This is a genomic window from Nocardia sp. NBC_01499 (genome assembly GCF_045040275.1).
In the GTDB taxonomy this organism is placed as follows: domain Bacteria; phylum Actinomycetota; class Actinomycetes; order Mycobacteriales; family Mycobacteriaceae; genus Nocardia.
Window position 1 is genome coordinate 1,021,549 of record NZ_CP109426.1, and the last position, 26,017, is coordinate 1,047,565.

Below are 26,017 nucleotides of genomic sequence, written 5' to 3' on the forward strand. Positions count from 1 at the left end.
ACTTCGGCTACTGCGGACCGACCGCGAAACTGCCGTTCCGGCAACCCTGTTCCCCTACCGCGGACAACCCGAATACGCATGTCTACCAATCTGAACGCACCGACTGAGATGCGACTGAGAGACGCGTTAGCTGCCCTGCGGCAGCGGCACTCTCAGGATTCGCGGGCCGCGATCGCGGCTTGGATTCGTCGTAGCGTGCGCAGGCCTTTCTTCGCGGCGACGCTCACCATGCCGTCGAAGACTGTTGAGCCCCGGTCGTTGGCCATCAGCCGTTCCAGCGTCGGCACGGCACGGTCGTCGCCGGTCGAACCGAGCGCGACGGCCGCCCAGTATCGCTGGTCCGGGTCGTCGCGGTCGGCCGCCTCGCACAGCCTCGGGATGACGTCCGGGGCGAACTTGGCCAGTGCGCTGGCGATATAGCCGATGCGGTAGTACTGGCGGTGCTCGAATTCGTCCCATAGTGCGGCCAGGGCCGCGTCGCCGCCGATCATGCCAAGGGCCTCGGCGGCGCGTTCGCGCATTCCCGCGATCGGGTCCCGCAGCACGGGTGTGAGCGCCGGGACGACCGATTCGTCGCCGAGCGTGCCGAGCGCGATCACCGCCTGCTCGCGAGCCATCTCCTGTGCGTGGTCAAGCATCGCGACCAAGCCGGGAACCGCATCGCGGAAGCCGAGCGCCGCGCAGCCCATCGCCGCCCATGCCTGGCAGTTGTATCGAGTGTCGGCCAGTGACGCGAGCAGTGGCGCCCGCAGCGTGTCGTCGCCGAAGACCGCTGCCCGGTTCAATGCCCGGCTGTACAGCGACCGGTGGTAGTCGGGATAGTCGCGGACGAGCGCGCACAGTACTTCCTTGGCGGATGCGTCGCCGTCGGCAGCCCGCACCAGCAGCAGCCGCAGATTGTCCTCGCGGGTCTCGAGATCGCCGTCTTTGAGGAGTCGCGCATCAGCTGGGTTCACCGCCCAACGGTACCTGGCGCCGATCTCGTCCCCCGACCGCGTTTCGTCTGGTCAGCACAGGACAACGGTTTCAGCACGGGTGCACCGACACCGATGTCCTGTGCAACTTTCGGAGTCTGTGTCTAGCATCGCGGTCGTGACTGAGATCGAACCATTTCCGGTGAGCATTCCCGAACACGACCTGGTGGATCTGCGGGAGCGTCTCGACCACGTCCGGCTTCCCGAAGCCGAGACGGTTCCGGACGGTACGCAGGGTATCGGCTTGGAACGCCTGCGGAGCCTGCTCGATGCCTGGCGACAGCACGACTGGCGATCCCTGGAAAAGCGATGGAACGCGATACCGCACTACCGCACCCGCCTGGACGGCCTGAACATCGCGTTCTGGCACGTGCGCTCGCCAGAGCCCAACGCCTTGCCGCTGGTGCTCACGCACGGCTGGCCCGGCTCGGTGCTGGAGTTCGAGAGCATTATCGGACCGCTGACCGATCCGGTCGCGCACGGCGGTTCCGCCGAGGACGCCTTCGACGTGGTCGTGCCGGCCCTGCCCGGTTTCGGGTTCAGCGAGCGGCCAACAGAGCCCGGCTGGAACTCCGGCCGTACCGCACGGGCCTGGGCAGAGCTCATGACCAGGCTCGGATACGAACGCTTCGGGGCGCACGGCGGCGACTGGGGCGCGTTTGTCAGCACCGAGCTGGCTCGCCTCGCACCCGAACGGGTTGCCGCCCTGCATCTGACCATGCCGATCGCCTCGCCCCTCCCCGAGGACATAGCGTCGGCCGACGACGCGGAGAAGGCCATGCTCGCCAAACGGGACAGGTTCATGATGACCGGTCCCACCCATGTGATCGCCCAGGGCATGCTCCCGCAGACGCTCGGCTACTCCCTGCTCGATTCTCCTGCCGGGCTCGCCGCGTGGCTGAGCGAGGCGCTGGTCGGCTTCTCGGACACCCGGCCCGAGGCCGGAGGTGGTGTCACCGTGGCGCAACAGGTGGACGACATCGCCCTGTACTGGTTCACCGGCACCGGCGCGTCCACCGCGCGCTGGTACTGGGAGGCGGTGCGGTCGACGCCGCGCAGCGCCGAGGCGCAGAACGCGCAGACGGTGACCGTGCCGACCGCGTGCACGCTGTTTCCGGGCGAACCGTTCCCGGTCGCCAAGCGCTGGGCGGCACACCGCTACCACAACCTCATCAGCTGGAACGAGAGGGAGTACGGCGGGCACTACCCAGGCTGGGAACATCCCGACGTGCTCGTCAGCGAGCTGCGAAACGCCTTCCGCCAGGCCCGCACTCACTAGATCCACACATGCACCTGTGCAGCCACCGGAAAGGCCTTGGTTGGGGAACATAGTTGCATCGCAAGGGGTTTCGCTATCGTGAGCGGATGGTCCCCACCCCCGACGCACCCGGTCCACGTGAGCGGTCCAGTCCTGGTCGGTTCCTGTGGTGGTTAGTGATCGGTCAACGACGCAGGGTCGCGCTCGGGGCGACGTTGGGGAGCGCGTGGATGGTGACCCTTGCGGTGCCCCCGTATTTGTTGTCGCGGGCGATCGATGATGGCTTGGCCACCAAGAACTTCCAGGTCCTTACCGGCTGGGTGGCGGCGTTGTTCGGTATCGGCGTTGTCAACGCGGCGCTAGGCATCGCGCGTCATCGAACTATGTCGAAAATACGGATGGAGGCGTCTTTTCGGACGGTATCGGCGACCGTCGAGCATTGTGTTCACTTGGGCGACACTCTTTCTCGTCGAACGACCGCGGGCGAGGTCGTGGCGATCGGCAGCGGCGACGTTCAGGTGATCGCTCAGTCGCTGACCATTACCGGACCCGGGGTCGGTGCCGCGGTCACCTACATTGTGGTCGCCGTGGTGCTGTTTTCCATCGCACCGCTGCTCGCGGCGGTCGTGCTGGCGGGTGTGCCGTTGCTGGCGTTGACCGTTGGGCCGTTACTACATCGAATCGAGCGGACCGGTGCCGGTTATCGCGAGCGGCAGGGCGCGTTGACCACTCGGCTGGTGGATGTGCTGAACGGGCTCCCGGTACTGAACGCCCTCGGCGGCAAATCCGTGTATGCCGCTCGCTATCAGCGTGATTCGCATGATCTCGTGACGCAGGGATACCGCCTCGGAGTGGCCGCGAGCTGGGTCGACGCACTGTCCAAGGGTCTGCCGGCGGCCTTCCTCGTCGCCGTCACGTGGCTGGGTGCCCGGATGGCCGCCGAGGGGTCGATCAGTGTCGGCGGCCTGGTCGCGGTGTATGGGTACACCGCGATGCTGGTCGTTCCGGTGGAGTTCTTCATCGAGGGTGCGGGCGATCTCGCCCGCGCTCGGGTTGCCGCCGGACGAGTGACCCGGTTGCTGTCGCTGTCACCGGAGCAGCCCGCCGACCACGACCTGGTGGATGCTCCTGCGGCACCGTCGATTCTGCGAGATCCGGTCTCCGGCGTCGAAGTGCTGCCCGGTCTGTCGACCGCGATCGTCGGCAACCGCCCGGCGGAGAGCGCGGCGATCATCGATCGCCTCGGCGGGTTCACCAAATCGGATGTCACGTGGGATGGCATCGACCTGGACGCCATTGCCACCCATCAGCTAAGGCAGCGAATCCTGGTCGCGGACAACGACGCCTACCTGTTCACCGGCAGCGTCCGAGATGTTGTCCGTGGCCGGCACGACGCCGGGGACGATCGACTGCACCGCGCACTGCACATCGCGGTGGCCGTTGACATCGTTGACGCGCTGCCCGATGGTCTGGCCTCGACGATCAATCCCCGAGGCGACAATCTGTCCGGCGGCCAACGTCAACGGCTTCGCCTCGCGCGCGCCGTCTACGCCGATCCCGAAGTGCTGCTGGCAGTCGAACCGACATCGGCCGTTGACGCCCACACCGAGGCCACGATCGCGACCCGATTGCGTGCCGCGCGACGCGGGCGGACCACCGCGGTGACCACGACCTCCCCACTCCTGTTGGCCCACGCGGACACCGTGATCTACCTGGTCGACGGTATCGCCGCGGCAACCGGCACACACCACGAGCTGCTGGCGGCCGAGCCCGGCTACCGCGCCCTGGTCACGCGCGGTGGCGAGGAAGCGCGCCGATGACGACCCCGCTCCCGGTCGCAGGCGCTGCCCAGATCCGCCGCGCCGCGGTGAACGAGATCCGCACGGAAAAAACGGCATTCGCCGCTGTGCTGGTGCTCAACGCGCTCGCGGTTGGCGCGGGCCTGGTCGGTCCCTGGTTGCTCGGCAAGATCGTGGACGCTGTCGGCAAGGCACCGACGCGGGCGGTGGTCGGCACCGTCGACCGGTTGGCCCTGATCATCCTCGTCTGCACGGTCGCGCAAATCGTGCTCATCCGATGCGCCCGATACGTCGGCTACCGTTTCGGCGAGCGCACCGCGGCTCGTATTCGAGAACGTTTCCTCGATCGCGTCCTCGCCTTGCCCGCGGCGGTGGCCGAACGTAGCTCCCGCGGTGACCTGATCGCCAGGGGCACCACCGACGCGCCCGCCGTCGCCTTCGCGCTGCGGACCGCGGCGCCGGACGTTTTCGTCGCTATCATCCAGGCCGCCTTCATCATCGGCGCGGTGGTTGTCCTCAATCCGGTGCTCGGGCTGTCGAGTCTGAGCTGTCTGCTCGTCGCCGCCGTCGCCGTGCGGTGGTATCTGCGGCGATCCCGCGCCGCGTATCTCACCGAGGCGGCCAGCGGTTCCCAGCTTGCCGAGATCATGGCGACCAGCGTGGCCGGCGCGCGAACGATCGAGGCGCTCGGCCTGGCCGAAATGCATCGTGCGGCAACCACATCCGCGATCGCCACCGCTCGCCGCGCCCGATTGGCGACCCTGCGGCTGCGCACCGGACTGTTTCCGGCTTTGGACGTCTCGTATGTGCTACCCCTGGTTGCGGTGCTGCTGATCGGCGGGGTGCTGCACAATCACGACGTTGTCAGCCTCGGCACCGTCGTCGCGGCGGCCATGTACTTGCGGCAACTGATCGGGCCACTGGACACGGTCATGCTGTGGATCGACGGGGTGCAGGGCGCGATCGCGTCCTACGCGAGGCTGACGGGACTCGCATCCACACCCACAGCGCGCCAGGTCATTTCGACGGAGCCGACGGACAATCGGATCCACATCGTCGACGTGCGCTACGCCTACGACCACGGCCGCGATGTGCTGCACGGCGTCGAGTTCGACGTCAGACCGGGCGAACGGCTCGCCGTCGTCGGCACATCCGGGGCGGGCAAGTCCACCCTCGCCAGGCTCCTCGCGGGGATCGACGCACCGCGGACCGGCGCGATACACCTTGGCGGCGTACCGATCTCGGGACTCGACCCGGACCGGTTACGCCATCATGTCGCCCTGGTCACCCAGGAACAGCATGTATTCCACGACACCGTCCGCGGAAATCTCCTGCTCGCCAGGCCCGACGCCACCGACGCCCAGGTACGCACCGCACTCGCCGCCGTCGGTGCCGAGTGGGTCGACGATCTGGCCGACGGCCTCGACACCCACCTCGACGGCACCGAATGCCGCCTCGATGCCGCACAGGCGCAACAGCTTTCGCTGGCGCGCGTGGTTCTCGCCGACCCGCACACCGTTGTGCTCGACGAAGCGACCGCGCAAATGGACCCGACCTCGGCGCGAGAAACCGAGCGAGCACTTGCCGTCGTGCTCGACGGACGCACCGTCATCGCGATCGCCCACCGACTGCAGACGGCACACGACGCGGATCGGGTCGCCGTGCTGGAAGCCGGACGGATCATCGAACTGGGCACACACGACGACTTGATCGCACGCGAGGGCACCTATGCCGACCTGTGGCACTCATGGCACGGTGAGCAGACCGGATAGGTGCCGTCGCGGGCTTCGCCGCCACGGAAATCGTGGTTCGTGGGAGACGTCAGGCGGCCGTCACCGCGATGGAACGGATCGCGGCGATCGCGCGTTCGATCTCCTTGTGGGTGTTGGCTATACCGGCGCCCATGCGGACGGTGGCTTCCGCATACGGGGAGGTGGCAGCTTTGATGCCCTGTGCCGCCAGCGTCGCAACGACCGTGCGTGCGGCACAGCCCGCGATCTGAAAACAGACGAGGCCGCTGGCCATGGCCGGGTCCGGCGGGGTGAGCAGCCGGACGCCCGAGGTATCGCCCAACGCGTGGCGCAGTGCCGTATTCAGTTCCCGGATCCGGGCGGCGATGGCGGATCGTCCGACGTCTCGGTGAAATCGGACCGCATTCGTCAGCGCGAAAATGTTGGCGTAGTCGGTGAATCCGCCAGGGGCGACGAACGAGGCCCGAGTGAGGGGCAGGGGACGGCTGTCGAGCCAGCAGGCGTGCAACACGGTATCGATCTCGAAAGAGGGAATCGTGGGCGCGATCTGCTGCCATGCCCGTGCCCGACCATGGATCACACCGGTGCCCGCCGGTCCGAGGAACCACTTGTGCGCGCCGGCGACGAAGAAATCACCGCCGAGCTTGGCGGCCTCGTAGTCCTCCGCGCCGAAACCCTGAACGCCGTCGACGATGAGCAGACAGCGGTCGGCCTCGTCGCGGTCGCGATTGACGTCGGCGACGATGGCGGCGATCTCCGGCAATGGGAGTTTGACCCCGGTGCGCGAGCTGACCCAGGTCAGGCCGAGGCAGCGAGTGCGCGGTGAAAGCGCCGCGCGGACACCATCGAGGATCTCTTCGCTGGTCGCGTGTGCGGGGTCGCGGTACAGAGCGCACTCGCGTACGGCCGCACCGTTTCGTTCCGCCGCGCGATGCACCGCCTGATGATGCGAGTAGTGCGCGTCGGGCGTGATCACCATGTCGGCGCCGGCGGGGACGGACAGACCGTGGTAGACCAAGGCCAGTCCGGTGGTGGTGCTCGGGACGAAAGCCACTTCCTCGGCGGGCGCCCCGAGATAGCCGGCCATCGCGGTCTTCGCCTCGAAATACGGGCTGTCGGAGGCGATCCCGGAACCAAGCGCGGCCAGATCACCGAGCAGGAAGGCCTCCAGCAGACACGGATCGGCGTCCAGGCGGGTGCGCCAGGAGTCGGCCGCGGCACGTACGGCCGCGGGACGCGAGGCGAGAAAGAAGTTCGCCAAGTGGATGTGGGATGGGTCAAGTAGGAACTCACGGCGGACTCTCAGCCATGACGATTCTCCCGGACCCGCGGCGTGGAGTTGTCGAGTCATTGCAGTCATTGGTTGTTCTCTCCCAAGGGCACTCGCCATCCCAGCGAAAGCAGGCCGAGGTGGCGAGTGCCGTCGCGGTGTCAGATCCCCAGCGCCGCGCGCTTGGGTGCGAGCCGGTGGGCTTCGTAGCGCGGCCGGTGGACAGCGACGAAATCCATTCGTCCCTCCCCCACCACCTCGTGCGAATCCCGTACCGTCACTTGCCAACTGCTGTACTTGCCGCGGGCACGCACGCATCGGACCGTGATGATGATTTCCGCGCCTACCGCGATCGGACCGAGATGGCCGAGATGCTGGCGAGTGCCGAGCGAGCAGTACTCCTCGGGCATCGCGTCGAGCAATGCGACCATGCAGAGTTCCTCGCACAGCCGGATGACCGCGTAGGACGCGACAACCGGCGGTTTGTTCGACCACTCCGGGCCTGGTCCGGCGACCTGGACGCAGTCCTCGGGACGGGTCAGATAGCGTGCGTCGCGTAGGGCGCCGCGCCGGACGAGCGGTGCGGTACGCGGGCTACGGATGCTCCGAGGCGAGAACCGGCGCCGGACAGTGGTTGTGATGCGTGGCATGACATCCCTCCCTGTCATACCAGCTCGCCGGTGAGAGCTTCGTACAGTTCACCGACGCCACGGAAGTAGTCGTGGACATGCGATGCATCGATTCCCGCGATAGCGGCAATTTCATCGATGGTCACATCGGCGTGCTGGCGGCAGAGATTCCGAGCGGTTTCCAGAATGTATTCGCGCATTCCTCATCCTTCTAGGGGAAATACACAACCCGCTCAGGAGATCGACACGTTCGTCCAGTCGACTCGGAGCGTCTTCCTCGTACTCGTCGGTGAGTGCCTAACGGTCCGTACCGTATGGAAGGTTTCATACCAATCAGTTGCACTGCGGTTGCCGCAAGGTTACGCACTCTCGGATGAAACGCTAACGGGCGCAACGTAACCCGCTCTGCTCAGCGGTTACCCCAAAATTACTGCGAGCAGAGGACGCTGCACCGAGTTTGCTATAGCATCCCGAATGTTTGCCGGGGCAAAGGAATTCGCCTGGCCTCACAGTCCGTCGCCGAGAAAACGCCGCCTCGCGTCATCGGACATCCCGTCGAAGTGCCGAAGGAAGTGCGTGCGAACGGATTGCGCGTGGACCGGCACTGTTGATTCGTATGTCCGTCGTCCCGTATCGGTGAGGGAGATCGTCATGAGTCGACCGCGCCCGGCACTGACCCGGTCGACGAATCCGCGCGTCCGCATTCTCGCGAGCTGATGCGACAGCCGGGTAGCGGTCCAGTCGACGAGTTCGCCGAGCCGCTTCTGGCTCAGTCGCTGTTCCTCGGACTCGTAGAGGCGAGCCAGGATCTGAAAGTCGGCACCGGAGAGTCCGGTCGCGGCGAACAGGTCACGCTCGACCGCGGCGATGACGCTTCCGCTGAAGCGCAAGAAGCCTCGCCAGAGCTCCTTCTCCGCTACGGAGAGCGCGGCGGGTTGGCCGGTATCCCTTGCGTCGGAACTCATCTCACTCCCTGGCGGATCTGATCTCGTGGAGTAGCATCGCATCAGTAAGTGGATGTATCAAGTTGATGCGTCAGGAAGGATGAGGATGCGGACCGTGGCAATTCTCGGGACCGGCGATGCGGGATCCGCGATGGCGCAGCGACTGCTCGAACTCGAGTTCACGGTTCGCGCGTGGAACAGGACCGAATCACGAGCTCGCCCGCTCGAGGGCGATGGCGCGTTAGTCTTCGCGACCGCGGCCGAGGCGGTGCGAGCGGCCGAGGTCGTCCTCATCACCGTGTTCGACACAGACGCGGTGCTCGACGTCCTCGACCAGATCGCACCGGCCCTGGCGCCGAATACCGTTGTGCTGCAAAGCGCGACCGTCGGCTCGGCCATCAACGAGGTCATCGAGGCCGCGATGCGCCTGGGCGTAACGATCGTCGACGCCCCGTTCCTCGGCAATCCCGGCCCCGCCCGGCGCGGCGAACTCACGTTCATGGTCGCCGGGGCTGCCGAGCACAAGCTTGCGGCGGCTCCCGTGCTCGAGGCGCTCGCGTCGAACGTTGTCGACGTCGCGGATCATCCCGGCGGGGCGAGCCTGCTCAAGCTCACCTGCAACGCGTGGCTCTTCGGGACCAATGTGATGGCGGCGCAGGCAGCCGCGCTGGCCGAGTCGTTCGGCCTGGACCCCGCGCTGTTCATCGACGCGGTCACCGGGACCAACATCGACAGCCCGTACCTGCACTACAAGGCCGCCCAACTGGCCGGAAAGAGCGACGAGGTATTCAGTCCGATTCGCGCTGCCGTCAAGGACCTCGGCCACATCCGTGCCGCCGCGAATGCCGCGGGGGTTCCTGACCTGCTCCTCGCCACACTCCAGCGCATCTACGACCGTGCCGTGGATGCCGGTCTCAGCGATCGGGACCTGGCCGCAGTCCGTGGGGTCCTCGCACGATAAGCCAAGGGCGCCAAGGTCACTCAGCAGCCCGCCATCGCCGCAAGGCTACCGACTCATAACCCCTGCGTGCCGTCGCGGCTTACCAGCCCGGCGAACCGCGACGCGCTGATATTGCCGCCGGAGATGACGATGCCGACGCGGGCACCGGGGAGTTGGACCCGTCCTGCCAGCATCGCGGCGACACCGGCGGCACCGGTCGGCTCGGCGACGATCTTCATCGTGTCGAACAGAAAGGACATGGCCGCCACGAGTTGGTCGTCGGTGACCACGCAGATCTCGTCCACGAGGCCGCGGTTGACGGCGAAGGTGAGTTCGCCTGGGATTTCGGCGGCCTGCGCGTCGGCAATGGTGTGTGGCACCGGGATCCGAACCCGGTGACCTGCCTCGAGCGAACGCTTGGTGTCGTCGCCGTCGACGGGTTCGACGCCGATGATGCGGATGCCGGGGGAAAGCGCGGTCGCCGCGGTAGCGCAGCCCGCCATCAACCCGCCACCGCCGATCGGGGCGAGCAAGGCGGTCAACGGTCCGGTCTTCTCGATGAGCTCGAGCGCGACGGTGCCCTGTCCGGCCATCACCCGAGGATCGTCGAACGGCGGAATGGCGGTCAGGCCGCGCTCGGCGGCCAAGGCCTCGCCGATCGCGGTTCGGTCCTGCGTGTAGCGGTCGTAGATGACGACCTCGGCCCCATATTCCTTGGTGGCGGCCATCTTCGACGCGGGGGTGTCCGCGGGCATCACGATCACCGCCGAGGTGCCGAGCAGCCGTGCGGACAGCGCGACCGCCTGGGCGTGATTGCCGGAGGACCAGGCCACCACGCCGCGCGCGAGCTGCTCGGTAGTCAGTTGAGAGATCGCGTTGTAGGCGCCGCGGAACTTGAACGCGCCGACCCGCTGGAAATTCTCACACTTGAGAAACACCTCGGCCCCGACCCGCTCGTTCAGTACCCGGGACGTGAGCACCGGCGTCCGATGCGCGACGCCCGCGAGCCGGTGCGCCGCCGCGCGCACGTCATCGATCGTGATATGGCCTGTCACGCTTGGTATTCTCCCATTCCACGCACATGGACACTCGACGGTCAGCTCGTTGGCGTGACTCCCGGTGACGCAGGTACTTCGCACCGCAGGCCCTGGTCGGTCGTGCGATGTCCGAAAACCAGTGGAGCAGTGCCGCTCTGTATCAATAGCATGCTGGCGAGCCGAGTCACCTGACCAAGGACATGCCGTTGTACATCCTGTGAGACCTCCCGAGTGCTGATTCCTCGCGCGGCGCGCAGATGCGCCGCGCTTCTTTCTGCTGCGGATTTCTCACTGAAACAGGTGTACTTCTATGCTCGAAAACTGGGTAGTCGAACCCGTCTGCCTGCCGCTCGTTCGCCGTCGTTGCCACGTGTGCGCGTCGGACACCTTCCGGACAAGCGGTAAGTTTCGCGTCAACGCACATCACAAGCTCATCGACGTCTGGCTCCTCGCGCTCTGCACCACTTGCGAGGAGACCACGAAGCTCACGATCATGGAGCGAATGACGGTGCGCTCCATACGATCCGAGCTACTGGACCGTCTGCATGACAACGACCCCGTCCTGGCCGCCGAGCTGCTCCAGGACCCGGTTGTACGGCGCCGCAATCGCATCGCCCTCGATTGGGACAACGCCTGGCGTCTCGACACCGGCGGATCCGATCACCTGGACCGCGAGGTGATCGACGTCTCGGTCCGCTTCGCGGCGCAGGTCCCGGTCCGGCCGGTGCGACTGATCGCGGAAGGTTGCGGTCTCTCGCGAGCCGAGGTCGAGCGACTGCTCACGGACGGGAACCTCGTTTCGTCAGTCCGGCTGAGCGGCAAGCTCTCCAGCGACTTCACCTTCCTGCTCAAGCGCTGAGCCCTCCCGGGAGCCTGTCCGGCGAGATCCGCCGGACAGGCCTCGGCCGCTGCTAGCGAGCGGGTTCAGAAGTGTGGAAGCATTTCGGGCTGGGCGAGGCGCGTGATGGTTTCCGCGATGCCGGTGTCGCCGCGACCGAAGGCGGCGTTGAAATAGGCCAGCAGGTAGGCGCGTTGGAGGTCTATCGATCGATGTGGATCGATCGATCCGATCGCGTCGATCTTCTTGTCTGCGCCGAGAAGCCCGGCTGCGGCCAGTTGCGCCAGGATCACTTGCTGGTCGCACAGGGACATGTGCCGGGTGCCTGCGATGCGCAGGGGTATTTTCAATCCGGTGTTGGCTGGCCAGGACAGTTCCCAGCCCGAGTGGCCATACCAGGGTGAGGTGTCGCTGGCGAGCATGAGCAGTGGTCGATCGAGTCCATCCGTGGACACCGAGCCCAGGATCGGCCCGTCCAAGTCGACACCGGCGCGGACCCTCGCGTCGTCGTGCATCGTTTGTGCGGTGGTGGAGCCGCCTAGGGAATGTCCGAACATGCCTACCTGTGCTGGGTCCAGCACATCGGCGAGATGTTGCGGTAGCGATGCGCTGGCGGCGGTGGAGTGTGTGGCTGCGGCGGTGAGCTGATCGAGGACGAATCGCGCATCGGCCACTCGGGTCGGCAACAGCAGGTCGGACAGTACGTGCTGCGGCGAATCCAATGGCACAGCACTGCGTTCGGTGCGTCCGTCCGGGAATTGAACGGCGAACGCTTCGTGGGTGTGGTTGATGGCGACCACGATGTAGCCGTGGCTGGCGAGATCTTCGGCCTGAGCGGTGCTCCACCCGGTGGCGTCGTCCATTCCCGGGGAATTCAGCAGGATCGGAAACCGCCCGCCGTCGGTTCGGGCCGGCTCGTTACGGCGGCTGTGGCTAGGTGCGAGAGCCCAACTGCCGGAAGGGACACCGAGCTCGGTGAGATAGTCGAGTTGTTCTTCCTGACCGCCGGGTGGCATCCACGCCGCGATAGGCGAGGTGTCGTTGTCGTCGGCTGGGTACCAGATCTGCACCATCAGGTCGCGTCGTCGGCTTGGCTCCCACGGATCGCCGCGGCTGGTGTCGGTGAGCTGCCATTCGGTGAGGCCGACCGGGTCAGGTCCGGTCGGCGCAGGCAGAACGACCGTGACGATCGGGTCTACTGGTGCGGCGGGACTCGCGCCTGCTGCTCCCGTGGAAGTCGTCATCGTTACGGCGGCGATGAACATGACGTAACGTCGTAAACTCCTGCGCTTCAAGATAACTCCCCGTATCCGAGTGCCCTTCGAAGAGCACCGTACAAGATCGGGCAACAAGTGCCCCACTCGATGCGCTCCACTGTGCGTGCATTGGAAGCGGTGTCCACCAACAGATCTGGATGGCCGATCAACGCCGGTTCTTAGTCGGCTAGGAGAGTGCGGCCGGGGGGTGGCCGGGCCATTGCACGGTGTAGTCGGGTCGTTGATTGCCGAGGATACGGGTGTAGCGGAGCAGTTCGCGGATGATCCCGGCGTTGCCCATCGCCCATCCGGTGCGCGGTGCCAGATCTGCGGGAGTGACGCGGTGTTCGTGGTTCGACCAGCGAACTCCGGTGTGGTCGACGATGGCTCGTTCGGTGAGATCCTCGACCAGGAGTCGGGCGAAATCGCGGGCGCGGTGGCGTTCGGCGGGGTCGGGGTGTTCGACCATTCGATCGCACGCGAGAGCGAGGACTCCCGCTGTGCCGCAGCAACATCCGTTGTTGTCCCAGAATCCTGGTCGTAGTCGTTGCGGTAGGCCGCAGTGGGTGATGGTGTGCCAGCATCGGTCGATCAGTTGGGTCCAGCTCATGTCACCGGTGCGGGTGGCCAGCAAGCGGAAGGTTTGGGCGTCGCCGGTGGGGCCGTTGCACCAGCCGTAGCTGTAGCGCTCGATCAGCTCGGGGCGGTGGGGTGGATCGGAATGCGGCACCAGAAATCCTTGCGGGCCAGCTTCGTCGCGGGCGACCACGTCGGCGGCACCGGCGAGCGCGGTGGCACGTAAGTCCTCACGGCCGGTCGCGGCCCAGACTGCGGCCAAGGCTTGAACGATGCCGAGGGTGCCGTGGGCAATGTGGTGCGAGCGGGCGGGCGTGGGACGCACCGCCCAGTTGATCCCGCCAGGTGTCGGATCCGCGGTGTGCGGGTACGGCTCGACCGCGAGCAGCGCGAGGTCCACATCGTCGGCGTGCAAGGCACCAAGGGCGATACCCGCGTTGCCGAGCAGCAGCTCGAAGTGCGGGCCCCATCGTTGGCCGTCGAACGCCGCGCGCACCCGATCGAGTCCTCGTCGGGCGAACCGCTCGCAGTCCGGATCGTCGAGCTCGATGTGCACCGCGTGCAACGCGACAGCCATGCCCGTCAAACCGGAATACAGCGACCAGTCGTGTTCCTGTTCGACCTGCGTCGCGATCCCCCTGGCACCGCCGAGCGCGGCCGCGCCATAGCGGTCATCGCCGAAATGGTTGTGCGCCTCCAGCAAGGCCAGCACGATGCCGGCACCACCGTGATAGAGAGTTGGATCGATCTGGGGGTCATCGGCGGCGGGCTGCCAGATCAGGCCGTTCTCGCTCACCCGAGCCTGGGCAACAAGCCAATCGACTGCCCCACGGGCCAACCGCTCGACCGTTCCGACATCAGGATTACTCGCGTCCCCCAACATAGTTGCGAGCCTAGACGCACACCTCCGGAATTCGGCGCCTACGCGCGTTCGGCTGGCAACCTTCCGAGATGACCTGCTGGACAAGCGATCACGGGGAACTGAGGTAACTCTCTTCTCGGCCGATGCCGCCCTCAGTTCCCCGTGATCATCCGACCAACTCGGGCTCGAGGGTGCCGCTGACGTAGCGCAGGTCGCCCATGCGCATGGTGTCGTCGTTCAGGGGCGGAAGGTTGTTGGCGGCGAACAGGTCTCGGATGCTGATGTGGTTCAGTGCCCAGCCGCGGTCGGTGAGGTAGGGAGCGGCTTCGTTGCGCTCGCCGAAGTATCGGAGTCTCGCCATGTCGGGATCGAAACCGTGTGCACGCCAGCGTTCGGAGATGCGGTGCAGGCCTTCTTTTGTCTTTTCCTCGCCGCCTGGTTGCAAGTTCGGCTTGCTTTCGGTGGCCATTCGGCTGCCCGGCGCGCTGAGTTCGGTGATGGTGTCCAGGAGGCGATCCTGCGCTTCGGGCGGCAGGTAGCCGAGCAGGCCTTCGGCGCTCCACGCGGTCGGGCGGGCGGAGTCGAATCCCGCGGCGCGTAGTACGGCGGGCCAATCGTCGCGCAGATCGACAGCGGCGACTCTCCGGTCGGCGGTGGGTACGGCACCCAGCTCGGCCAGTGCGCGAGTTTTGAATTCGATGACCGGCGGCTGGTCGATCTCATACACCACGGTGCCGGTTGGCCATGGCAGTCGATACGCGCGGGAATCCAGGCCCGAGGCCAGGATCACGACCTGGGTGATGCCCGCGGTCGTCGCATCGAAAAAGAATTCGTCGTAGAACTTGGTGCGCACCTTGGCTACGTCGATCCATATCTGCTCGACCAAGTCATTCGGGGGCACTTCCCCGGTCGCCAGCCGGGTGAGCAGGTCGACGCCGACCGCGCGGACGAGCGGTTCGGCGAACGGGTCATCGATGAGCGCGCGATCCGTACGCGTCGCGATCGCCCGGGCAGCCGCGGCCATGGTGGCGGTCGCGCCGACGCTGGAGGCCAGGTCCCAGGTGTCGCCGTCGTTCCTCATGCAGAGGAGGGTAACGCGAGGCACAGTGGTCACCGAATGACTCGCCAAATATCTTGGCTTCCCACCATTTTCGATACGCGAGCCGTCACACTCGGGTAATGGGGAGCATAGGGATAGTCGGGGCGGGAGTCGCGGGAATGGTGGCCGCCTCGCGGCTCGCTCGGGCTTGGCATCGGGTGGTCGTGCTTGAGGGCCGCGATGAGCTGGGCGGGCGGACCCGCTCCCGCCCGGTCGACGGCGACGTGCTGGAACTGGGTGGGCAGATGATCGCGTCGCGACATCGGCGCATGCGTAAGCTCGTGGCCGAAAACGGGCTGCATCTGCGGCGAGAACAGAGTGGTCTCGGCATTATTCGATGGCGAGGGCCGCAACACACACGCGGTCAAGCGATTCCGCCCGCACGTCCGCGCGACCTCGCGGCGGCGATCCGACTGTTGCTCGCGCTGCGACGCGGGCCCGCCGATGATCGACTCTCCGCCGCGGAGTGGCTGCGTTCGGCACGACTCACACCGGCGCTCGAGGACATGATCTTTCCCGCCCTCGCGGGAATGTTCTGCGTCGACCTCGACGAGGTGTCGGCGGTGCAGGTGCTGGAATTCGTCGACGGATTGGGCGGTGGGATTCCTTGTCTGCTCGGCGGCTTGGGCAATCACTACCGCATCGTCGAAGGAATGAGTGCGCTGCATGACCGCTTGGCCGCGACGCTGCCCGAGCCAGTGCGGTTGGGCAGCACCGTCACTCACGTCGGTCAGGACCGCGCCGGGGTGACGCTCGGCTGCGCGGACGGCCGCAGCGTCGAGGTCGATTACGCGATCCTGTGCGTCCCCGCGACCGCCGCGATCGCCTTCGATCCGCCCTTGCCCGAGCAATCCGCTTACGACGCAGTGACTTTCGCACCGGCCACCAAGGTTGCCGCGGTGGTGCCGCGCAAGCGAGCGTGGCAGGCACCCGGCTTCGTCGGCGGCTCGCCGGTGATCGCCGGCTGGCGCACTCGCCACGTCCTGTACGGCTTCGCGTTGAACGGTGCGGCTCAGCGCTCCGACGAGGAACTGGTCACCGATCTGCTGGCCGGATTCGCGCTGTCCCCCGCCGAGGCCGAGCGGACGGAGGTAATCCGCTGGGCGCAAGACGAATTCACGCACGGCACCTACGTCCACTATCGCCCGGGCGAGATGCATCTCCGAACCCGCTTGGCCCGACCGCAAGGTCGAGTGTTCTTCGCCTCCGCCGAACGCAGCGCGAGCTGGCCGATTCACATGGAGGGTGCGGCCGAGAGCGGCGCGATGGCGGCCGACGAGATCTCGGCGCTCGCAGCACCATGAGCAACGGTAGCGGCCGACGAGGTCTCGGCGCTCGCGGCACCACCAGCAACAGTAACGGCCGATGAGGTCTCCGCGCTCGCGGCACCACCAGCAACGGTAGCGGCCGACCGACGTCATAGATCGCGAGCAAAGCCACGCGCGGATGCCAGTCACGCCCACCTTCGTGTTGGGCCGGACCAATTACCGACGGTCAGCTCGAGGCGAGGCCGGGGACGAAGATGTCCTCGGACGTGAGCAGTCGCTTGGACAGGCCTTGCTCGTAGTGGTAGCGCAGGAAGGTGTCGACGGCCTTGCGGTTGGCGTCGAGACCGTAGGGCCACCAGTCCTCGCCGAGCAGTGCGCGGTTCTCTGCGAACAGTTCGCTGAACCACGGGGTGATCACGGCCATGTGCTGTTTGGCCGCATTGGCGCGGTAGTGCTCTTGCACGATCTCCTTGGCCTGGCAAAACGCCTGGTAGACGGACTCGACCAGGCCGGGCACCTCGACCAGTTCGCGGCGGATCGCGACGACGTGCATCATCGGAAAGATGCCGGTGCGGCGGTAGTAGTCCCGTTCGACCGCCGCATAGTCGACGAACAGCCGCCGGATCTTCTTCGTCGATCCGTCAAGCAGGCTCTGCGGCACGTCGACCGACAACAGCGCATCGATCTCACCCGACTCGAGCATGGCGGCCAAGGTCTGGTCACCCTCGGTGTGGCGGACTCGAACGCCGTCCGGGACGGGCTGCGGGATCCAGTCGAACGACGGGATGGGGTGGTCGGTGCCGCCGATCACCCAGTCCAGCTGATCAGGCGTCACACCGTATTCGTCGGCGAGGACGCCCTTCACCCAGACACCGGGGTCGGAGCCGTACAGCGCGAACTCCCCCACCGTCTTGCCCACTAGATCTGCCGGCTTCTCGATCCCGCTGTCGACGTTCACGAACAGTGACGAGTGACGGAAGTTGCGATTCGGGAAGATCGGCAGAGCCAGGAACGGCGAATCGTCCAGGTCGAACGTGCGCAGGAAGTAAGTGAGCCCGTACTCGGCGATGTCGAGTTCGCCCTTGGCCATGCGGTGGAAGACGTCGGAGATCAGCGGCGAGGTGTCCAGGGTGGCGTCGATCGCGACCCGCCTGTCGAACAGCGGCTCGGTGTGCTCGTACCGGTAGACGCCGAGCTTCAGATCAGTCATAACAAGGGACTCTCTCCTCGGAGGCCGCTTCCGTGAACGACCTTTCACTTTGAGGATGGCTAGAGTGTCCATCAGTGTCAAGGCGAATGAGCGTTCATTTAAGGAAGGGTGACCCGTGCCCCGCATCACTGCCGAACATCGAGAGGCGAACCGGGCGCAGATCGTGGCGGCGGCTCGTCGCTGTTTCTCCCGTGACGGCTTCCACCAGACCTCGATGCCCGATATCGCCGCCGAAGCGGGCGTCTCGGTGGGCGCCCCCTACCGCTACTTCAGCGGCAAGGAGGAGATCATCGTCGAGATCGCCGGTGACGCCTTCCGGGTGATGTTCGATCCTGTTGAGCGGCTTGTCGATTCGGCCGATGTCACGGTTGCCGACCTGGTCGCGGCGGCGGTCGATCCGGTGAGCGGTGACCTCGCCGTCGACCGGGCGGGCCAGGCCGTCCCCGTCGACGAACTCCTGCGCTGTGCCATCCAGGCGTGGGGCGAGCTACTGCGCCACGAAGGGCTACGGCAGCACGCCAATGCGGGCTTCGAACACGTTCGCCAGCGCATCGCGGACGCGCTCCGCAACGGCCAGCGGGCCGGGACCGTGCCGACCGATCTGGATCCCGATCGGGGCGCACGGGTGGTGCTGGCGTTGTTGCACGGTTTCGTTCTGCAGCGCGTCGCCTTCGGACTCGACGACACCGTCGGCTTCACACACGACGTTCGCGTCGTACTCAACGACGCCGGACTGCTCCGTGGCGATTAGTCCGGCAGGCCGATCGTCGCGACTCATCGCGACGATCGGCCCACTCCTGCTACGGCACGAGTGTCGGCTGGTCCACGACCAACAGCCAGGACCCGTCCGGCTGACGACGGGCGATCTCGACGGTCACCTCGCCGGTGGTCAGCGTGGTCGCGGTCAGCGCCAGATCGCCGCTCACCAGGGCCGGGTGCTGCCTACCCGGCTCGAGCACCGGCGCGGCCGCGACCAACTGCTCGAACACCTTGCGGATCTCCGCGTGACCGGTCGCGAGGCTGCCGGGCGGAAACTCCAGCACGGCGTCCGGTTCGTACAGCGCCACCAGTCCGTCGACGTCGCCCGCGTTGACGCGCTCGATGAAGTACTTGCCAAGATCGTTCGGCTCAGTGGCCACTTTGTTGTTGGTCATACTGATAAGGCTCCCAACGAATCACGACATCTTGTGTCGTGTATTTCTGCAAAGGTTTCGTATGCGCGCCGATCGGCTGGTCTCGCTGATACTGCTGTTGCGCCGGCACGGTCGGCTGTCCGCGACGGCGCTTGCGCGCGAGCTGGAGGTATCCACCCGCACCGTGTTGCGCGATATCGAGGCGCTGTCCGCGGCCGGTGTCCCGGTGTACTCCGAACGCGGCCGACACGGCGGTTTCGCGTTGCTGCCCGGTTTCCAGACCGAGCTCATCGGACTGAACCATGACGAGACGCTCGCGCTGCTGGTCGCCGGATCACGGCGCGGCGCACAGGCATTCGGCCTCGGCTCGGCGCTCGCTTCGGCCATTCGCAAGGTGGTCGACGCGCTGCCCGAAAGCTATCGGGACACCGCGAGCGACGCGGCCCAGCGCTTGCTCATCGACCCGGAGACCGACCTCTTCGCGCGCCGGCTGGTCGCCGAGGAGGTGCCCGACGCCGTAGTGACCGAGATCCGGCGCGCGGTGCTGGCCGGGCACAAGCTGCGCATCCATTACACGGCGGCGGACCAGATCCCGACGTGGCGCACGGTGGACCCGATCGGCCTGGTGACCGTGCGCGACCAGGGCTATTTGCTGGCCAAGAGATCTGGTGCGGACCGTACCTACCGGCTGTCGCGGGTCTTGGCCGCCGAGGAACTCCCCGAACCCGCGGAGCGACCGGACCGGGTCGATCTGGACCAGGCGTGGCAGCAACGCAGCACGCAGTTTCGGACCAGCGGCGACCAAGTCACCGTGCTGATACGGGTGAACCCGGAACGGCGGGCGGAACTGCTGAGCACCGCAGTCGCTGTCTGCGCCGAAGAAGTCGACCAAGACGGCTGGCTGCGACTGGAGGTGACCTTCCAAGATCCCAGACACGCCGAATGGGCGCTGTGGCAGCTCGCCACGAATGCGGAAGCCCTTGCGCCGCCATGGTTGCGCGCCTCCTTGCGCGACCAGGCCGCGGCAATCACAAGCCGCTACGGAGAGTTGCCGCATGCACATCCGGACGCCCCGCCCGCATACGGCAAAACGGGCGCCGCACCCGGTAATGATTCGCACTCCACTGACCCCCAAGGGAATTAAGGAGCATCAACGTCGATGACATGGTGTGGCAAGCGTTTCGCCGTCCGACGTTCATTTTCGCCGCCCACTGTTGACTCGTGATCACCGCATGGGCAAAGGTCGTATTGACGATGGTCGTGCTCGTCGGCGCCGTCCCGGGCCTGGCGGCCGCCGATCCCCCTCCCGGGCAAGGACTCTCGTACGGCACGAAGCAAACCTATGAGCCGCAACAGGATCCGGCGACGTACCAGGCGCCGCCGGCGGGGTTCCGGCCGGTGTTCACCGAACACGTTGCCAGGCACGGCTCGCGCGCGCTGTCCAGCGCCAAGTACGACGAACTCGCCCTGCGCATGTGGGAGCAGGCGGCGAGCGAGAACGCGCTGACCGCGCTTGGACGGCAATTCGGCGACGACGTGCGGTCGCTGCGCGCCGCAACGACCGCCCTCGGCTACGGCAACCTCACCCGCCGCGGCACACAGGAGCACCAGGGTTTGGCAACCCGTGTGCACCAACGGCTTCCGGAACTGTTCGATCAGATCTCGGCGGACAAGCAGCACATCGCCGTGGTGACCTCCGGCAAAGACCGTGCGGTCGACAGCGGCCGCGTGTTCGCCGATGCCCTGGCCACGGCCGATCCCGCCGTCGCCGCTCTGATCGAGCCAGCGCGGACAGACCGGGACCTGCTGTACTTCCACAAGACCAACGCCGAGTATCAGAACTATCTGGACAACGATCCGCGCCTGGCGCAGGTGCTGCGCCGCATCGCTGATCTACCCCGCACGCACCAGGTGGCCACCAGCGTGCTGCGCCGAATCTTCGCGCCGCCCTTCGTCGATCGGTTGACGGCTGGCGCCTACGACTTCGTCGCCACTGACGGCACCCACATCACCAACGAGGTCGAGGCCGTCGGGGTGATCTACGACCTCTACGCGATCGCCCCCGCGATGAGCGGCGAGGGCGCTTGGCATTTCGACCGCGTCATCGACGGCGAGAACGCGCAGTGGCTCGGCTATCTGTCCGACGCCGAGGAGTTCTACCAGAAGGGTCCGGCCTTCGCCGGTGACGACATCACCTATCGCATGGCCGATGTCCTGCTCGACGATCTCTTCACCAAGCTCGAGGCGAAACGCGCCGGAACGAGCGATCTCGGCGCCGAATTCCGTTTCACCCACGCCGAGGAGATCATTCCACTCGCGGCCCTGATGAAATTACCAGGCAGCACCCAAGCGATGCCACCGGAACAGCTGTTCACCTATGCCGAAAATCCGTGGCGCGGTGCACAAGTCGCCCCCATGGCGGCGAACATCCAATGGGACATGTACCAGCGCGACAGCGACTACCTCGTGCGCATGCTCTACAACGAGCAACAGATCGCATTCCAACCCGGCTGCACGCCGGTCCGTCCAGGCAGCTTCTTCTACCGCCTGGACGAGCTCGAACGCTGCTTCGGCAGACGTGCGACGTAACCGACAGTCAGCTGGTTGGCTCGGTAGCCGCGATCGCCCTATCGAGTTCACTGCTGACCAGCGGCCATGAGATGCGGCCGAAATCGCCGTGGTTGCCTTCGATTTCGGTCAACCAGAGGTTGTTGGTGTGTCGATCGAGGCCCGAGATCACGTCGGGGTTGTCGGTGGGAGATTGGAATACCTGCATAACCGGCACGTTGAGGTAGTCGTATTCCGGCGAGAGCAACCGTGCCGGCGCGTTCGCACGGTAGATGGAAACGCTGGCCAGCAGATCCTCTTTCGTCATGTGGACCGGAAGTTCGCCGGTGAGGGCTGTCAGCGCACCGAAGGCGGCCTCCGTGGCACCGGCCTGAATATAAAGTTCCGGAAGAACGGGCGCCGACATCGAGGCGAACCACGCGGCGTACGCCAGGTTCCCCGGGAGCGTCTGCGGGTTGTTGACGACGTCGGCCATGGCGTAATGCTGCAGGTCCAGGCTGGGTGCGCCGATCGCACTGAGCGAGGCGATCCGGCCAGGGTTGCGGTACGCGAATTCGGCGGCGATGTAGGAACCCCACGCCTCGTTGAAGGTGTGCACTGGGTGACCTGGCGCCGTTTTGTCGATAACCGCGCCCAGTTCTCCTGCGAGATTCTCGAGGGTGTTCGATTCTTCGGTCGTGTTGTGACCGGACTCCCCCACACCGCGGCGGTCGTAGCGCACGACGTGATACTTCGCCGCCAGCTTGCGGGCCGCTGGTTCGAATATCGACGAATCACCCGGCCAACCGCCGGTAGTCACGATGGTTGGCGCCTCGTCAGCGCTCGGCCCGTACTCGAAGATCGAGATCGGGATGCCCTGATACTCGGCGAAACTGTGCCGGGGCTGCTCCTCGGCCGGATCCGCCGACGCGGATGCGATCGAGAGGCCAGTTAACGCGACGGCCGCGGCAATCGCGACGCCGATCTTCCGCCAACGCCTGCCCGCTTGGAAACGACGGTGCTCGTCGAAGACGTCCATGAAACTCTCCTTATCAACTCCATCAATCGGGCCAGATACCCGAGACTCTGCGTCTCACCTGGGGGGCTGGCTCCATCGCGCTATAGCGTCGACCGATGGCTTGTCCTACGCTATCGAGCCAGGTCAGCCCTGATGTTCATTTATGTACCGGTAGGTACTAAAACAACTGTTGCCGTTGCCTCAGCTGTTGTCAAGAGGTATATTTACCGATGAGTACAGAAAGGAGGTTTGACATGGCGATCAGGGGTCGCCCGCGCAGTTTCGATCGCAAGGCCGCGCTCGAGCGAGCGATGGAACTGTTCTGGGAACGCGGTTACCGAGGCACGTCACTGACCGATATCACCACCGCCTTGGGCATCAACCGCCCGAGCTTGTATGCCGCGTTCGGAAACAAAGAGGCGTTGTTCCGTGAAGCCGTCGCCCTGTATTCCGACAACCTTCGCGGGCCGGTCGAGAGCGCCCTGCGCGGGGAACTGACCGCGCGGGCCGCGATCGCGAAAACGCTGTACACCTATGCCGAAGCATTCAGTAGACCCGGCACACCGCTTGGCTGCTTGGTCGTGCTCTCGGCGACCGACGGGCCGGACAACGACGACCCGCTGCGGGAGTTACTCACCGAGCTCCGCGGCTCATTGCAGGCCGGAATCCTGCTCCGCCTGCAGTTCGCTGTACGCGAAAAGGAAATTCCCGACACCGTGAACATCGCGGCACTCGCGGATTACTTCGGCACCGTCGTCTACGGCATGGCCATCCAGGCTCGCGACGGCGCTCCCTATGACGCCTTGATCGCCACCGCGGACTTGGCGATCACGGTCATGGAGACTATAGAAACCCGGCAATAGCCGGTTCCCTCAATCAAAAGGAATCCCTGGCTCAAATCGAGCAAATACTGGGCTGTCAGCACGCTGACCGACAATGAACTAAGGATCGACTAATGGGCGCACAAGACGGTTTCGATTGGAATTGGGCAAGCAGTACCGGCGGGCGGCTCGATCGGCGACAGTTGAGCAAACTGCTCATCGCCGCGGCCACGCTGGTGCCCGGCGCGTTCAGCAGTCATGCACTCACCTTCCTTGGCAAGCAAGGCCCTGCCGCGCTCGATGACCTCGAGATGCGGATCCCGGATACCGCACTCGCCAAAGAAGCCGAGTGGGAGGCTCGAAAGAAGTTGAGCCCGTGGGTACTCGAACACTCCTACCGCGTCTACTACTTCGGCAAGGCCCTCGCGAAGCTCGACCGCGTACCCATCGACGAAGAACTGCACTTCACCACTGCGATCCTGCACGATATCGAGTTCGAACATCCCGTTCGCGAGCAATGTTTCGCGGTTCGCGGCGCCGAAGAGGTCGAACAATTCCTCACCGGTCTAGGCGTATCCAGAGACAAGGTTGTGCTCGTCCGGAATGGCATCTCCGGACATATCACCTTCGGCGTCGAAAAGGATCTGTCGGATCTGGCCGGTATCGTCTCGGCGGGATGCGAGACAGACCTGGGCGGAACTCGCATCGACGACATGAACCGTCAATGGGTGGACGGTGTTGTCGCCAACCACCCTCGCCTCGATTTCAAGCGAAAGGTAATCGAAGCGGTCCGTTTAGAATCCGAATATGTTCCCGACGGTCGTACCGCGGTGATGCGGCAAATGGGATTCGAGATGGGCGTGACAAGCGCGCCTTTCGCGGAGTAACTCCCCTCTTCGAACATCGAAGGAGCTGTTCATGCCGAACACACCACCCTGATCTGGATGTGCGACTGCTGCGTACCAGCTGGCACGACCAAACCGAGGTGCTGCGCGATGGACGCGCCGACGTGAGCATTGTGCGACTGCCGATCGATCCGGCAGGACTGGAGACGCGCCCACTGTTCACCGAGCCGCGCGTCGCCGTCGTACCCGCGGGCCACCCGCTGGCAGGCAAGGAATCAGTGCGGATCGCCGATCTGGCGACCGACCACCTGCTGCAGGACCCCGACGCCGTGCCCGAATGGCGAGACCTCGCAACAGAACTCAGATCCGGCGACCGCAACCCGGTCCCCGCCATCCACAGCGTCGAGGAGAAACTTGAACTCGTGGCCGGCGGCGAGGGAATCGCGGTGATCCCCGCCTCGACTGCCCGCTTCTACACCCGAACAGGAGTAGCGGCAATCCCGATCGAGGACATCGGCCCCAATCATGTCGCCCTGGCGTGGTCGAACGGACGGTGCACCACCCTCGTGCGGGAATTCGCCGACACCGCCGCCGAGCTACTACCCGAATACGACTGAGCCCACCGCAACCGCGTCGCGATCGGGAAGCACTCCCGTCATCCGAGACAGGACCGGACGGCCGTAGCCAAACTCGACGCCCTCGGGTCGTCGGGCCGGAAGCTCCAGAGGTTGGTGACGTAACCGAAGCCGACACCGGACTCCGGATCCGCGAAGCCGATCGATCCGCCGGAGCCAGGGTGGCCGAACGAACCCGGCCCGGTCATCGGCAGCATTCGGCAGGCTCGCCAGAACCCGAGCGACATGTTGAAGGAGCGGTCGGCCGGAATATCGAGTTCCGGCGGCAGCCCGTGCATCCGTGTCTTGTCGGTCTGGACGGCCGTCGCCCGTTCGACAGTTGCCGGATCGAGCAACCGCACGCCGTCGACGTCACACACCGTCGCGGCATACATCTTGGCCACCGATCGCGCGTCCGCGATCCCGTTCGCGGCCGGGAACTCTGCCGCGCGCCAGGCACGCGTGGTGTAGTACGCGGTGGCGGGGTCGGCCATGTTGTCCAAGGCGCCGCCGAGCGAACCGGCGCGCATTTGGACCGAATCCGGCCCCCATACCGCGTTGACCCATGCGGTGACCGTGTCCTCATCGAGCCCGGTAGCCGCGGTCATCCCCGCGAGCAGCTCCGCCACGGTGAACGGAGCGGCATAGTCGATGCGAGCCAGCCGGTCCTCGTGCTCCTCGGGCAGCCCGATCCAGGCACTCAGTCCGAGCGGGGCGGCAACCTCGTCGGCGAAGAACGTGCCGAGCGACTTGCCCGAGACTCGGCGTACCACCTCCCCGACCAGAAACCCGAAAGTGACACCGTGGTAGGTGTGCTCGGTGCCCGGCTGCCACAGCGGCGGCTGCGCCTCGAGTGCACGGATAACCGGGTCCCCCGCGCACGCTTGCTCGAACGTCAACGGTCCGTCGACAATCGGCAGGCCCGCTTGGTGGGAAAGCAACCAGCGCACCGGGATTCGGTCCTTGCCGTGCGCGCCGAACTCCGGCCAATACTTGGCCACCGGGGCGTCCAGATCCAGTTCACCGCGCTGTGCCAGCATGTGCGCACAGATCGCGGTAGCGCCTTTCGTCGTAGAAGCGATCTGGACGACGGTGTCTTCGGTCCACGGCCGGTTCGTCTCGCGATCGGCGAAGCCGTCCCATAGGTCGACAACAAGGCGACCATCCACGTAGACGCAGCACGCGGCGCCCAATTCCCCGGGGCTACCCTCGAAGTTCGCCCGGAACGCGTCGGCGACCTTCCCCCAGCCTTCCTCGACTCCATTACTACGACCGCTCCCGGACGCGAACGTGGGCATGACAAGTCTCCCTCTGTGTGGATGTTGTTG

General features: G+C 65.8%; 25 protein-coding genes. 12 read left to right on the top strand and 13 right to left on the bottom strand.

Going from position 1 to position 26,017, the window contains the following annotated elements; translation table 11 throughout:
* Positions 1 to 152: 152 nt before the first annotated feature.
* On the bottom strand, positions 153 to 956 hold the full coding sequence (locus OG203_RS04600; protein WP_405164401.1) for a HEAT repeat domain-containing protein: 804 nt from the start codon (positions 954 to 956) through the stop codon (positions 153 to 155).
* A 136-nt stretch (positions 957 to 1,092) separates the two neighbouring features.
* On the opposite strand from OG203_RS04600, the gene OG203_RS04605 reads away from it, so the two are divergent.
* The 3 genes from OG203_RS04605 (at position 1,093) to OG203_RS04615 (ending at position 5,803) form a co-directional block, all read left to right on the top strand.
* Complete coding sequence (locus tag OG203_RS04605) at positions 1,093 to 2,253, top strand: epoxide hydrolase family protein (RefSeq protein WP_405164402.1); 1,161 nt, start codon at positions 1,093 to 1,095, stop codon at positions 2,251 to 2,253.
* 209 nt (positions 2,254 to 2,462) lie between these two features.
* Positions 2,463 to 4,052: an ABC transporter ATP-binding protein gene (locus OG203_RS04610; protein WP_405164403.1), complete on the top strand. Its 1,590-nt coding sequence runs from the start codon at positions 2,463 to 2,465 to the stop codon at positions 4,050 to 4,052.
* The gene (locus OG203_RS04615; protein ID WP_405164404.1) at positions 4,049 to 5,803 is read left to right on the top strand and encodes an ABC transporter ATP-binding protein; all 1,755 of its coding nucleotides are present in this window, start codon (positions 4,049 to 4,051) and stop codon (positions 5,801 to 5,803) included. Before OG203_RS04610 ends, OG203_RS04615 begins: the two co-directional genes overlap by 4 nt.
* Before the next feature lie 49 nt (positions 5,804 to 5,852).
* On the opposite strand, the gene OG203_RS04620 is transcribed toward OG203_RS04615, so the two are convergent.
* From OG203_RS04620 to OG203_RS04635, 4 genes are all read right to left on the bottom strand, one after another.
* Positions 5,853 to 7,133 carry an aminotransferase class V-fold PLP-dependent enzyme gene (locus tag OG203_RS04620; RefSeq protein WP_405164405.1) on the bottom strand — a complete coding sequence of 427 codons (1,281 nt, stop codon included), beginning with the start codon at positions 7,131 to 7,133 and terminating at the stop codon, positions 5,853 to 5,855.
* 80 nt (positions 7,134 to 7,213) lie between these two features.
* Positions 7,214 to 7,702 (bottom strand): thioesterase family protein, encoded by a 489-nt coding sequence (locus tag OG203_RS04625; protein WP_405164406.1) that lies wholly within the window; start codon positions 7,700 to 7,702, stop codon positions 7,214 to 7,216.
* A gap of 14 nt (positions 7,703 to 7,716) precedes the next feature.
* Positions 7,717 to 7,881: a TetR family transcriptional regulator gene (locus OG203_RS04630; RefSeq protein ID WP_405164407.1), complete on the bottom strand. Its 165-nt coding sequence runs from the start codon at positions 7,879 to 7,881 to the stop codon at positions 7,717 to 7,719.
* Positions 7,882 to 8,187: 306 nt separating this feature from the next.
* Complete coding sequence (locus tag OG203_RS04635; RefSeq protein ID WP_405164408.1) at positions 8,188 to 8,646, bottom strand: MarR family winged helix-turn-helix transcriptional regulator; 459 nt, start codon at positions 8,644 to 8,646, stop codon at positions 8,188 to 8,190.
* 52 nt (positions 8,647 to 8,698) lie between these two features.
* Between OG203_RS04635 and OG203_RS04640 the strand changes: the two genes are divergently transcribed.
* Positions 8,699 to 9,586 carry an NAD(P)-dependent oxidoreductase gene (locus OG203_RS04640; protein WP_405164409.1) on the top strand — a complete coding sequence of 296 codons (888 nt, stop codon included), beginning with the start codon at positions 8,699 to 8,701 and terminating at the stop codon, positions 9,584 to 9,586.
* Positions 9,587 to 9,639: 53 nt separating this feature from the next.
* On the opposite strand, the gene OG203_RS04645 is transcribed toward OG203_RS04640, so the two are convergent.
* Entirely contained in the window at positions 9,640 to 10,620 is a 981-nt protein-coding gene (locus OG203_RS04645; RefSeq protein ID WP_405164410.1) for a threo-3-hydroxy-L-aspartate ammonia-lyase, read from the bottom strand.
* 292 nt (positions 10,621 to 10,912) lie between these two features.
* Here OG203_RS04645 and OG203_RS04650 point away from each other — a divergent pair, with 292 nt between their 5' ends.
* A complete protein-coding gene (locus OG203_RS04650) occupies positions 10,913 to 11,461 on the top strand; it encodes a DUF1062 domain-containing protein (protein ID WP_405164411.1) in 549 nt (182 codons plus the stop codon).
* Between the two features lie 65 nt (positions 11,462 to 11,526).
* Here the strand turns inward: OG203_RS04650 and OG203_RS04655 are convergent, their stop codons facing one another.
* From OG203_RS04655 to OG203_RS04665, 3 genes are all read right to left on the bottom strand, one after another.
* The gene (locus tag OG203_RS04655; protein WP_405164412.1) at positions 11,527 to 12,735 is read right to left on the bottom strand and encodes an alpha/beta hydrolase family protein; all 1,209 of its coding nucleotides are present in this window, start codon (positions 12,733 to 12,735) and stop codon (positions 11,527 to 11,529) included.
* A gap of 148 nt (positions 12,736 to 12,883) precedes the next feature.
* Complete coding sequence (locus OG203_RS04660; RefSeq protein WP_405164413.1) at positions 12,884 to 14,155, bottom strand: lanthionine synthetase LanC family protein; 1,272 nt, start codon at positions 14,153 to 14,155, stop codon at positions 12,884 to 12,886.
* Positions 14,156 to 14,300: 145 nt separating this feature from the next.
* The gene (locus OG203_RS04665) at positions 14,301 to 15,215 is read right to left on the bottom strand and encodes an SAM-dependent methyltransferase (RefSeq protein ID WP_405164414.1); all 915 of its coding nucleotides are present in this window, start codon (positions 15,213 to 15,215) and stop codon (positions 14,301 to 14,303) included.
* Positions 15,216 to 15,313: 98 nt separating this feature from the next.
* Here OG203_RS04665 and OG203_RS04670 point away from each other — a divergent pair, with 98 nt between their 5' ends.
* A complete protein-coding gene (locus OG203_RS04670) occupies positions 15,314 to 16,537 on the top strand; it encodes a flavin monoamine oxidase family protein (protein ID WP_405164415.1) in 1,224 nt (407 codons plus the stop codon).
* Between the two features lie 190 nt (positions 16,538 to 16,727).
* Here OG203_RS04670 and OG203_RS04675 read toward each other — a convergent pair whose 3' ends face one another.
* Complete coding sequence (locus OG203_RS04675) at positions 16,728 to 17,711, bottom strand: 4,5-dihydroxyphthalate decarboxylase (RefSeq protein ID WP_405164416.1); 984 nt, start codon at positions 17,709 to 17,711, stop codon at positions 16,728 to 16,730.
* A 115-nt stretch (positions 17,712 to 17,826) separates the two neighbouring features.
* Between OG203_RS04675 and OG203_RS04680 the strand changes: the two genes are divergently transcribed.
* On the top strand, positions 17,827 to 18,462 hold the full coding sequence (locus OG203_RS04680) for a TetR/AcrR family transcriptional regulator (protein ID WP_405164417.1): 636 nt from the start codon (positions 17,827 to 17,829) through the stop codon (positions 18,460 to 18,462).
* A gap of 49 nt (positions 18,463 to 18,511) precedes the next feature.
* On the opposite strand, the gene OG203_RS04685 is transcribed toward OG203_RS04680, so the two are convergent.
* Positions 18,512 to 18,865 (bottom strand): YybH family protein, encoded by a 354-nt coding sequence (locus OG203_RS04685; RefSeq protein WP_405164418.1) that lies wholly within the window; start codon positions 18,863 to 18,865, stop codon positions 18,512 to 18,514.
* A gap of 61 nt (positions 18,866 to 18,926) precedes the next feature.
* On the opposite strand from OG203_RS04685, the gene OG203_RS04690 reads away from it, so the two are divergent.
* Positions 18,927 to 19,988, top strand: a complete 1,062-nt coding sequence (locus OG203_RS04690) for a helix-turn-helix transcriptional regulator (RefSeq protein ID WP_405164419.1) — start codon at positions 18,927 to 18,929, stop codon at positions 19,986 to 19,988.
* A gap of 77 nt (positions 19,989 to 20,065) precedes the next feature.
* Positions 20,066 to 21,433: a histidine-type phosphatase gene (locus OG203_RS04695; RefSeq protein WP_405164420.1), complete on the top strand. Its 1,368-nt coding sequence runs from the start codon at positions 20,066 to 20,068 to the stop codon at positions 21,431 to 21,433.
* Between the two features lie 7 nt (positions 21,434 to 21,440).
* Here OG203_RS04695 and OG203_RS04700 read toward each other — a convergent pair whose 3' ends face one another.
* Positions 21,441 to 22,430 (bottom strand): alpha/beta fold hydrolase, encoded by a 990-nt coding sequence (locus tag OG203_RS04700; protein WP_405164421.1) that lies wholly within the window; start codon positions 22,428 to 22,430, stop codon positions 21,441 to 21,443.
* A 233-nt stretch (positions 22,431 to 22,663) separates the two neighbouring features.
* Here OG203_RS04700 and OG203_RS04705 point away from each other — a divergent pair, with 233 nt between their 5' ends.
* From OG203_RS04705 to OG203_RS04715, 3 genes are all read left to right on the top strand, one after another.
* Positions 22,664 to 23,272 (top strand): TetR/AcrR family transcriptional regulator, encoded by a 609-nt coding sequence (locus OG203_RS04705; protein WP_405164422.1) that lies wholly within the window; start codon positions 22,664 to 22,666, stop codon positions 23,270 to 23,272.
* A gap of 92 nt (positions 23,273 to 23,364) precedes the next feature.
* Positions 23,365 to 24,117, top strand: coding sequence for a phosphohydrolase (locus OG203_RS04710; protein ID WP_405168216.1), 753 nt, complete (start codon positions 23,365 to 23,367; stop codon positions 24,115 to 24,117).
* Entirely contained in the window at positions 24,078 to 24,692 is a 615-nt protein-coding gene (locus tag OG203_RS04715; RefSeq protein WP_405167770.1) for a LysR family substrate-binding domain-containing protein, read from the top strand. Before OG203_RS04710 ends, OG203_RS04715 begins: the two co-directional genes overlap by 40 nt.
* A gap of 38 nt (positions 24,693 to 24,730) precedes the next feature.
* Here the strand turns inward: OG203_RS04715 and OG203_RS04720 are convergent, their stop codons facing one another.
* On the bottom strand, positions 24,731 to 25,987 hold the full coding sequence (locus OG203_RS04720) for a serine hydrolase domain-containing protein (protein WP_405164423.1): 1,257 nt from the start codon (positions 25,985 to 25,987) through the stop codon (positions 24,731 to 24,733).
* Between the last annotated feature and the right edge of the window lie 30 nt (positions 25,988 to 26,017).

Bases quoted from the DNA above. Each gene is read 5' to 3' on its own strand.
- OG203_RS04635 (WP_405164408.1), bottom strand. From the start codon at position 8,646: ATGAGTTCCGACGCAAGGGATACCGGCCAACCCGCCGCGCTCTCCGTA.
- OG203_RS04670 (WP_405164415.1), top strand. From the start codon at position 15,314: ATGGGGAGCATAGGGATAGTCGGGGCGGGAGTCGCGGGAATGGTGGCC.
- OG203_RS04620 (WP_405164405.1), bottom strand. From the start codon at position 7,133: ATGACTCGACAACTCCACGCCGCGGGTCCGGGAGAATCGTCATGGCTG.
- OG203_RS04660 (WP_405164413.1), bottom strand. From the start codon at position 14,155: ATGTTGGGGGACGCGAGTAATCCTGATGTCGGAACGGTCGAGCGGTTG.
- OG203_RS04705 (WP_405164422.1), top strand. From the start codon at position 22,664: ATGGCGATCAGGGGTCGCCCGCGCAGTTTCGATCGCAAGGCCGCGCTC.
- OG203_RS04615 (WP_405164404.1), top strand. From the start codon at position 4,049: ATGACGACCCCGCTCCCGGTCGCAGGCGCTGCCCAGATCCGCCGCGCC.
- OG203_RS04675 (WP_405164416.1), bottom strand. From the start codon at position 17,711: ATGACTGATCTGAAGCTCGGCGTCTACCGGTACGAGCACACCGAGCCG.
- OG203_RS04640 (WP_405164409.1), top strand. From the start codon at position 8,699: ATGTATCAAGTTGATGCGTCAGGAAGGATGAGGATGCGGACCGTGGCA.
- OG203_RS04625 (WP_405164406.1), bottom strand. From the start codon at position 7,702: ATGCCACGCATCACAACCACTGTCCGGCGCCGGTTCTCGCCTCGGAGC.
- OG203_RS04665 (WP_405164414.1), bottom strand. From the start codon at position 15,215: ATGAGGAACGACGGCGACACCTGGGACCTGGCCTCCAGCGTCGGCGCG.
- OG203_RS04630 (WP_405164407.1), bottom strand. From the start codon at position 7,881: ATGCGCGAATACATTCTGGAAACCGCTCGGAATCTCTGCCGCCAGCAC.
- OG203_RS04700 (WP_405164421.1), bottom strand. From the start codon at position 22,430: ATGGACGTCTTCGACGAGCACCGTCGTTTCCAAGCGGGCAGGCGTTGG.
- OG203_RS04690 (WP_405164419.1), top strand. From the start codon at position 18,927: ATGCGCGCCGATCGGCTGGTCTCGCTGATACTGCTGTTGCGCCGGCAC.
- OG203_RS04650 (WP_405164411.1), top strand. From the start codon at position 10,913: ATGCTCGAAAACTGGGTAGTCGAACCCGTCTGCCTGCCGCTCGTTCGC.
- OG203_RS04685 (WP_405164418.1), bottom strand. From the start codon at position 18,865: ATGACCAACAACAAAGTGGCCACTGAGCCGAACGATCTTGGCAAGTAC.
- OG203_RS04610 (WP_405164403.1), top strand. From the start codon at position 2,463: ATGGTGACCCTTGCGGTGCCCCCGTATTTGTTGTCGCGGGCGATCGAT.
- OG203_RS04710 (WP_405168216.1), top strand. From the start codon at position 23,365: ATGGGCGCACAAGACGGTTTCGATTGGAATTGGGCAAGCAGTACCGGC.
- OG203_RS04720 (WP_405164423.1), bottom strand. From the start codon at position 25,987: ATGCCCACGTTCGCGTCCGGGAGCGGTCGTAGTAATGGAGTCGAGGAA.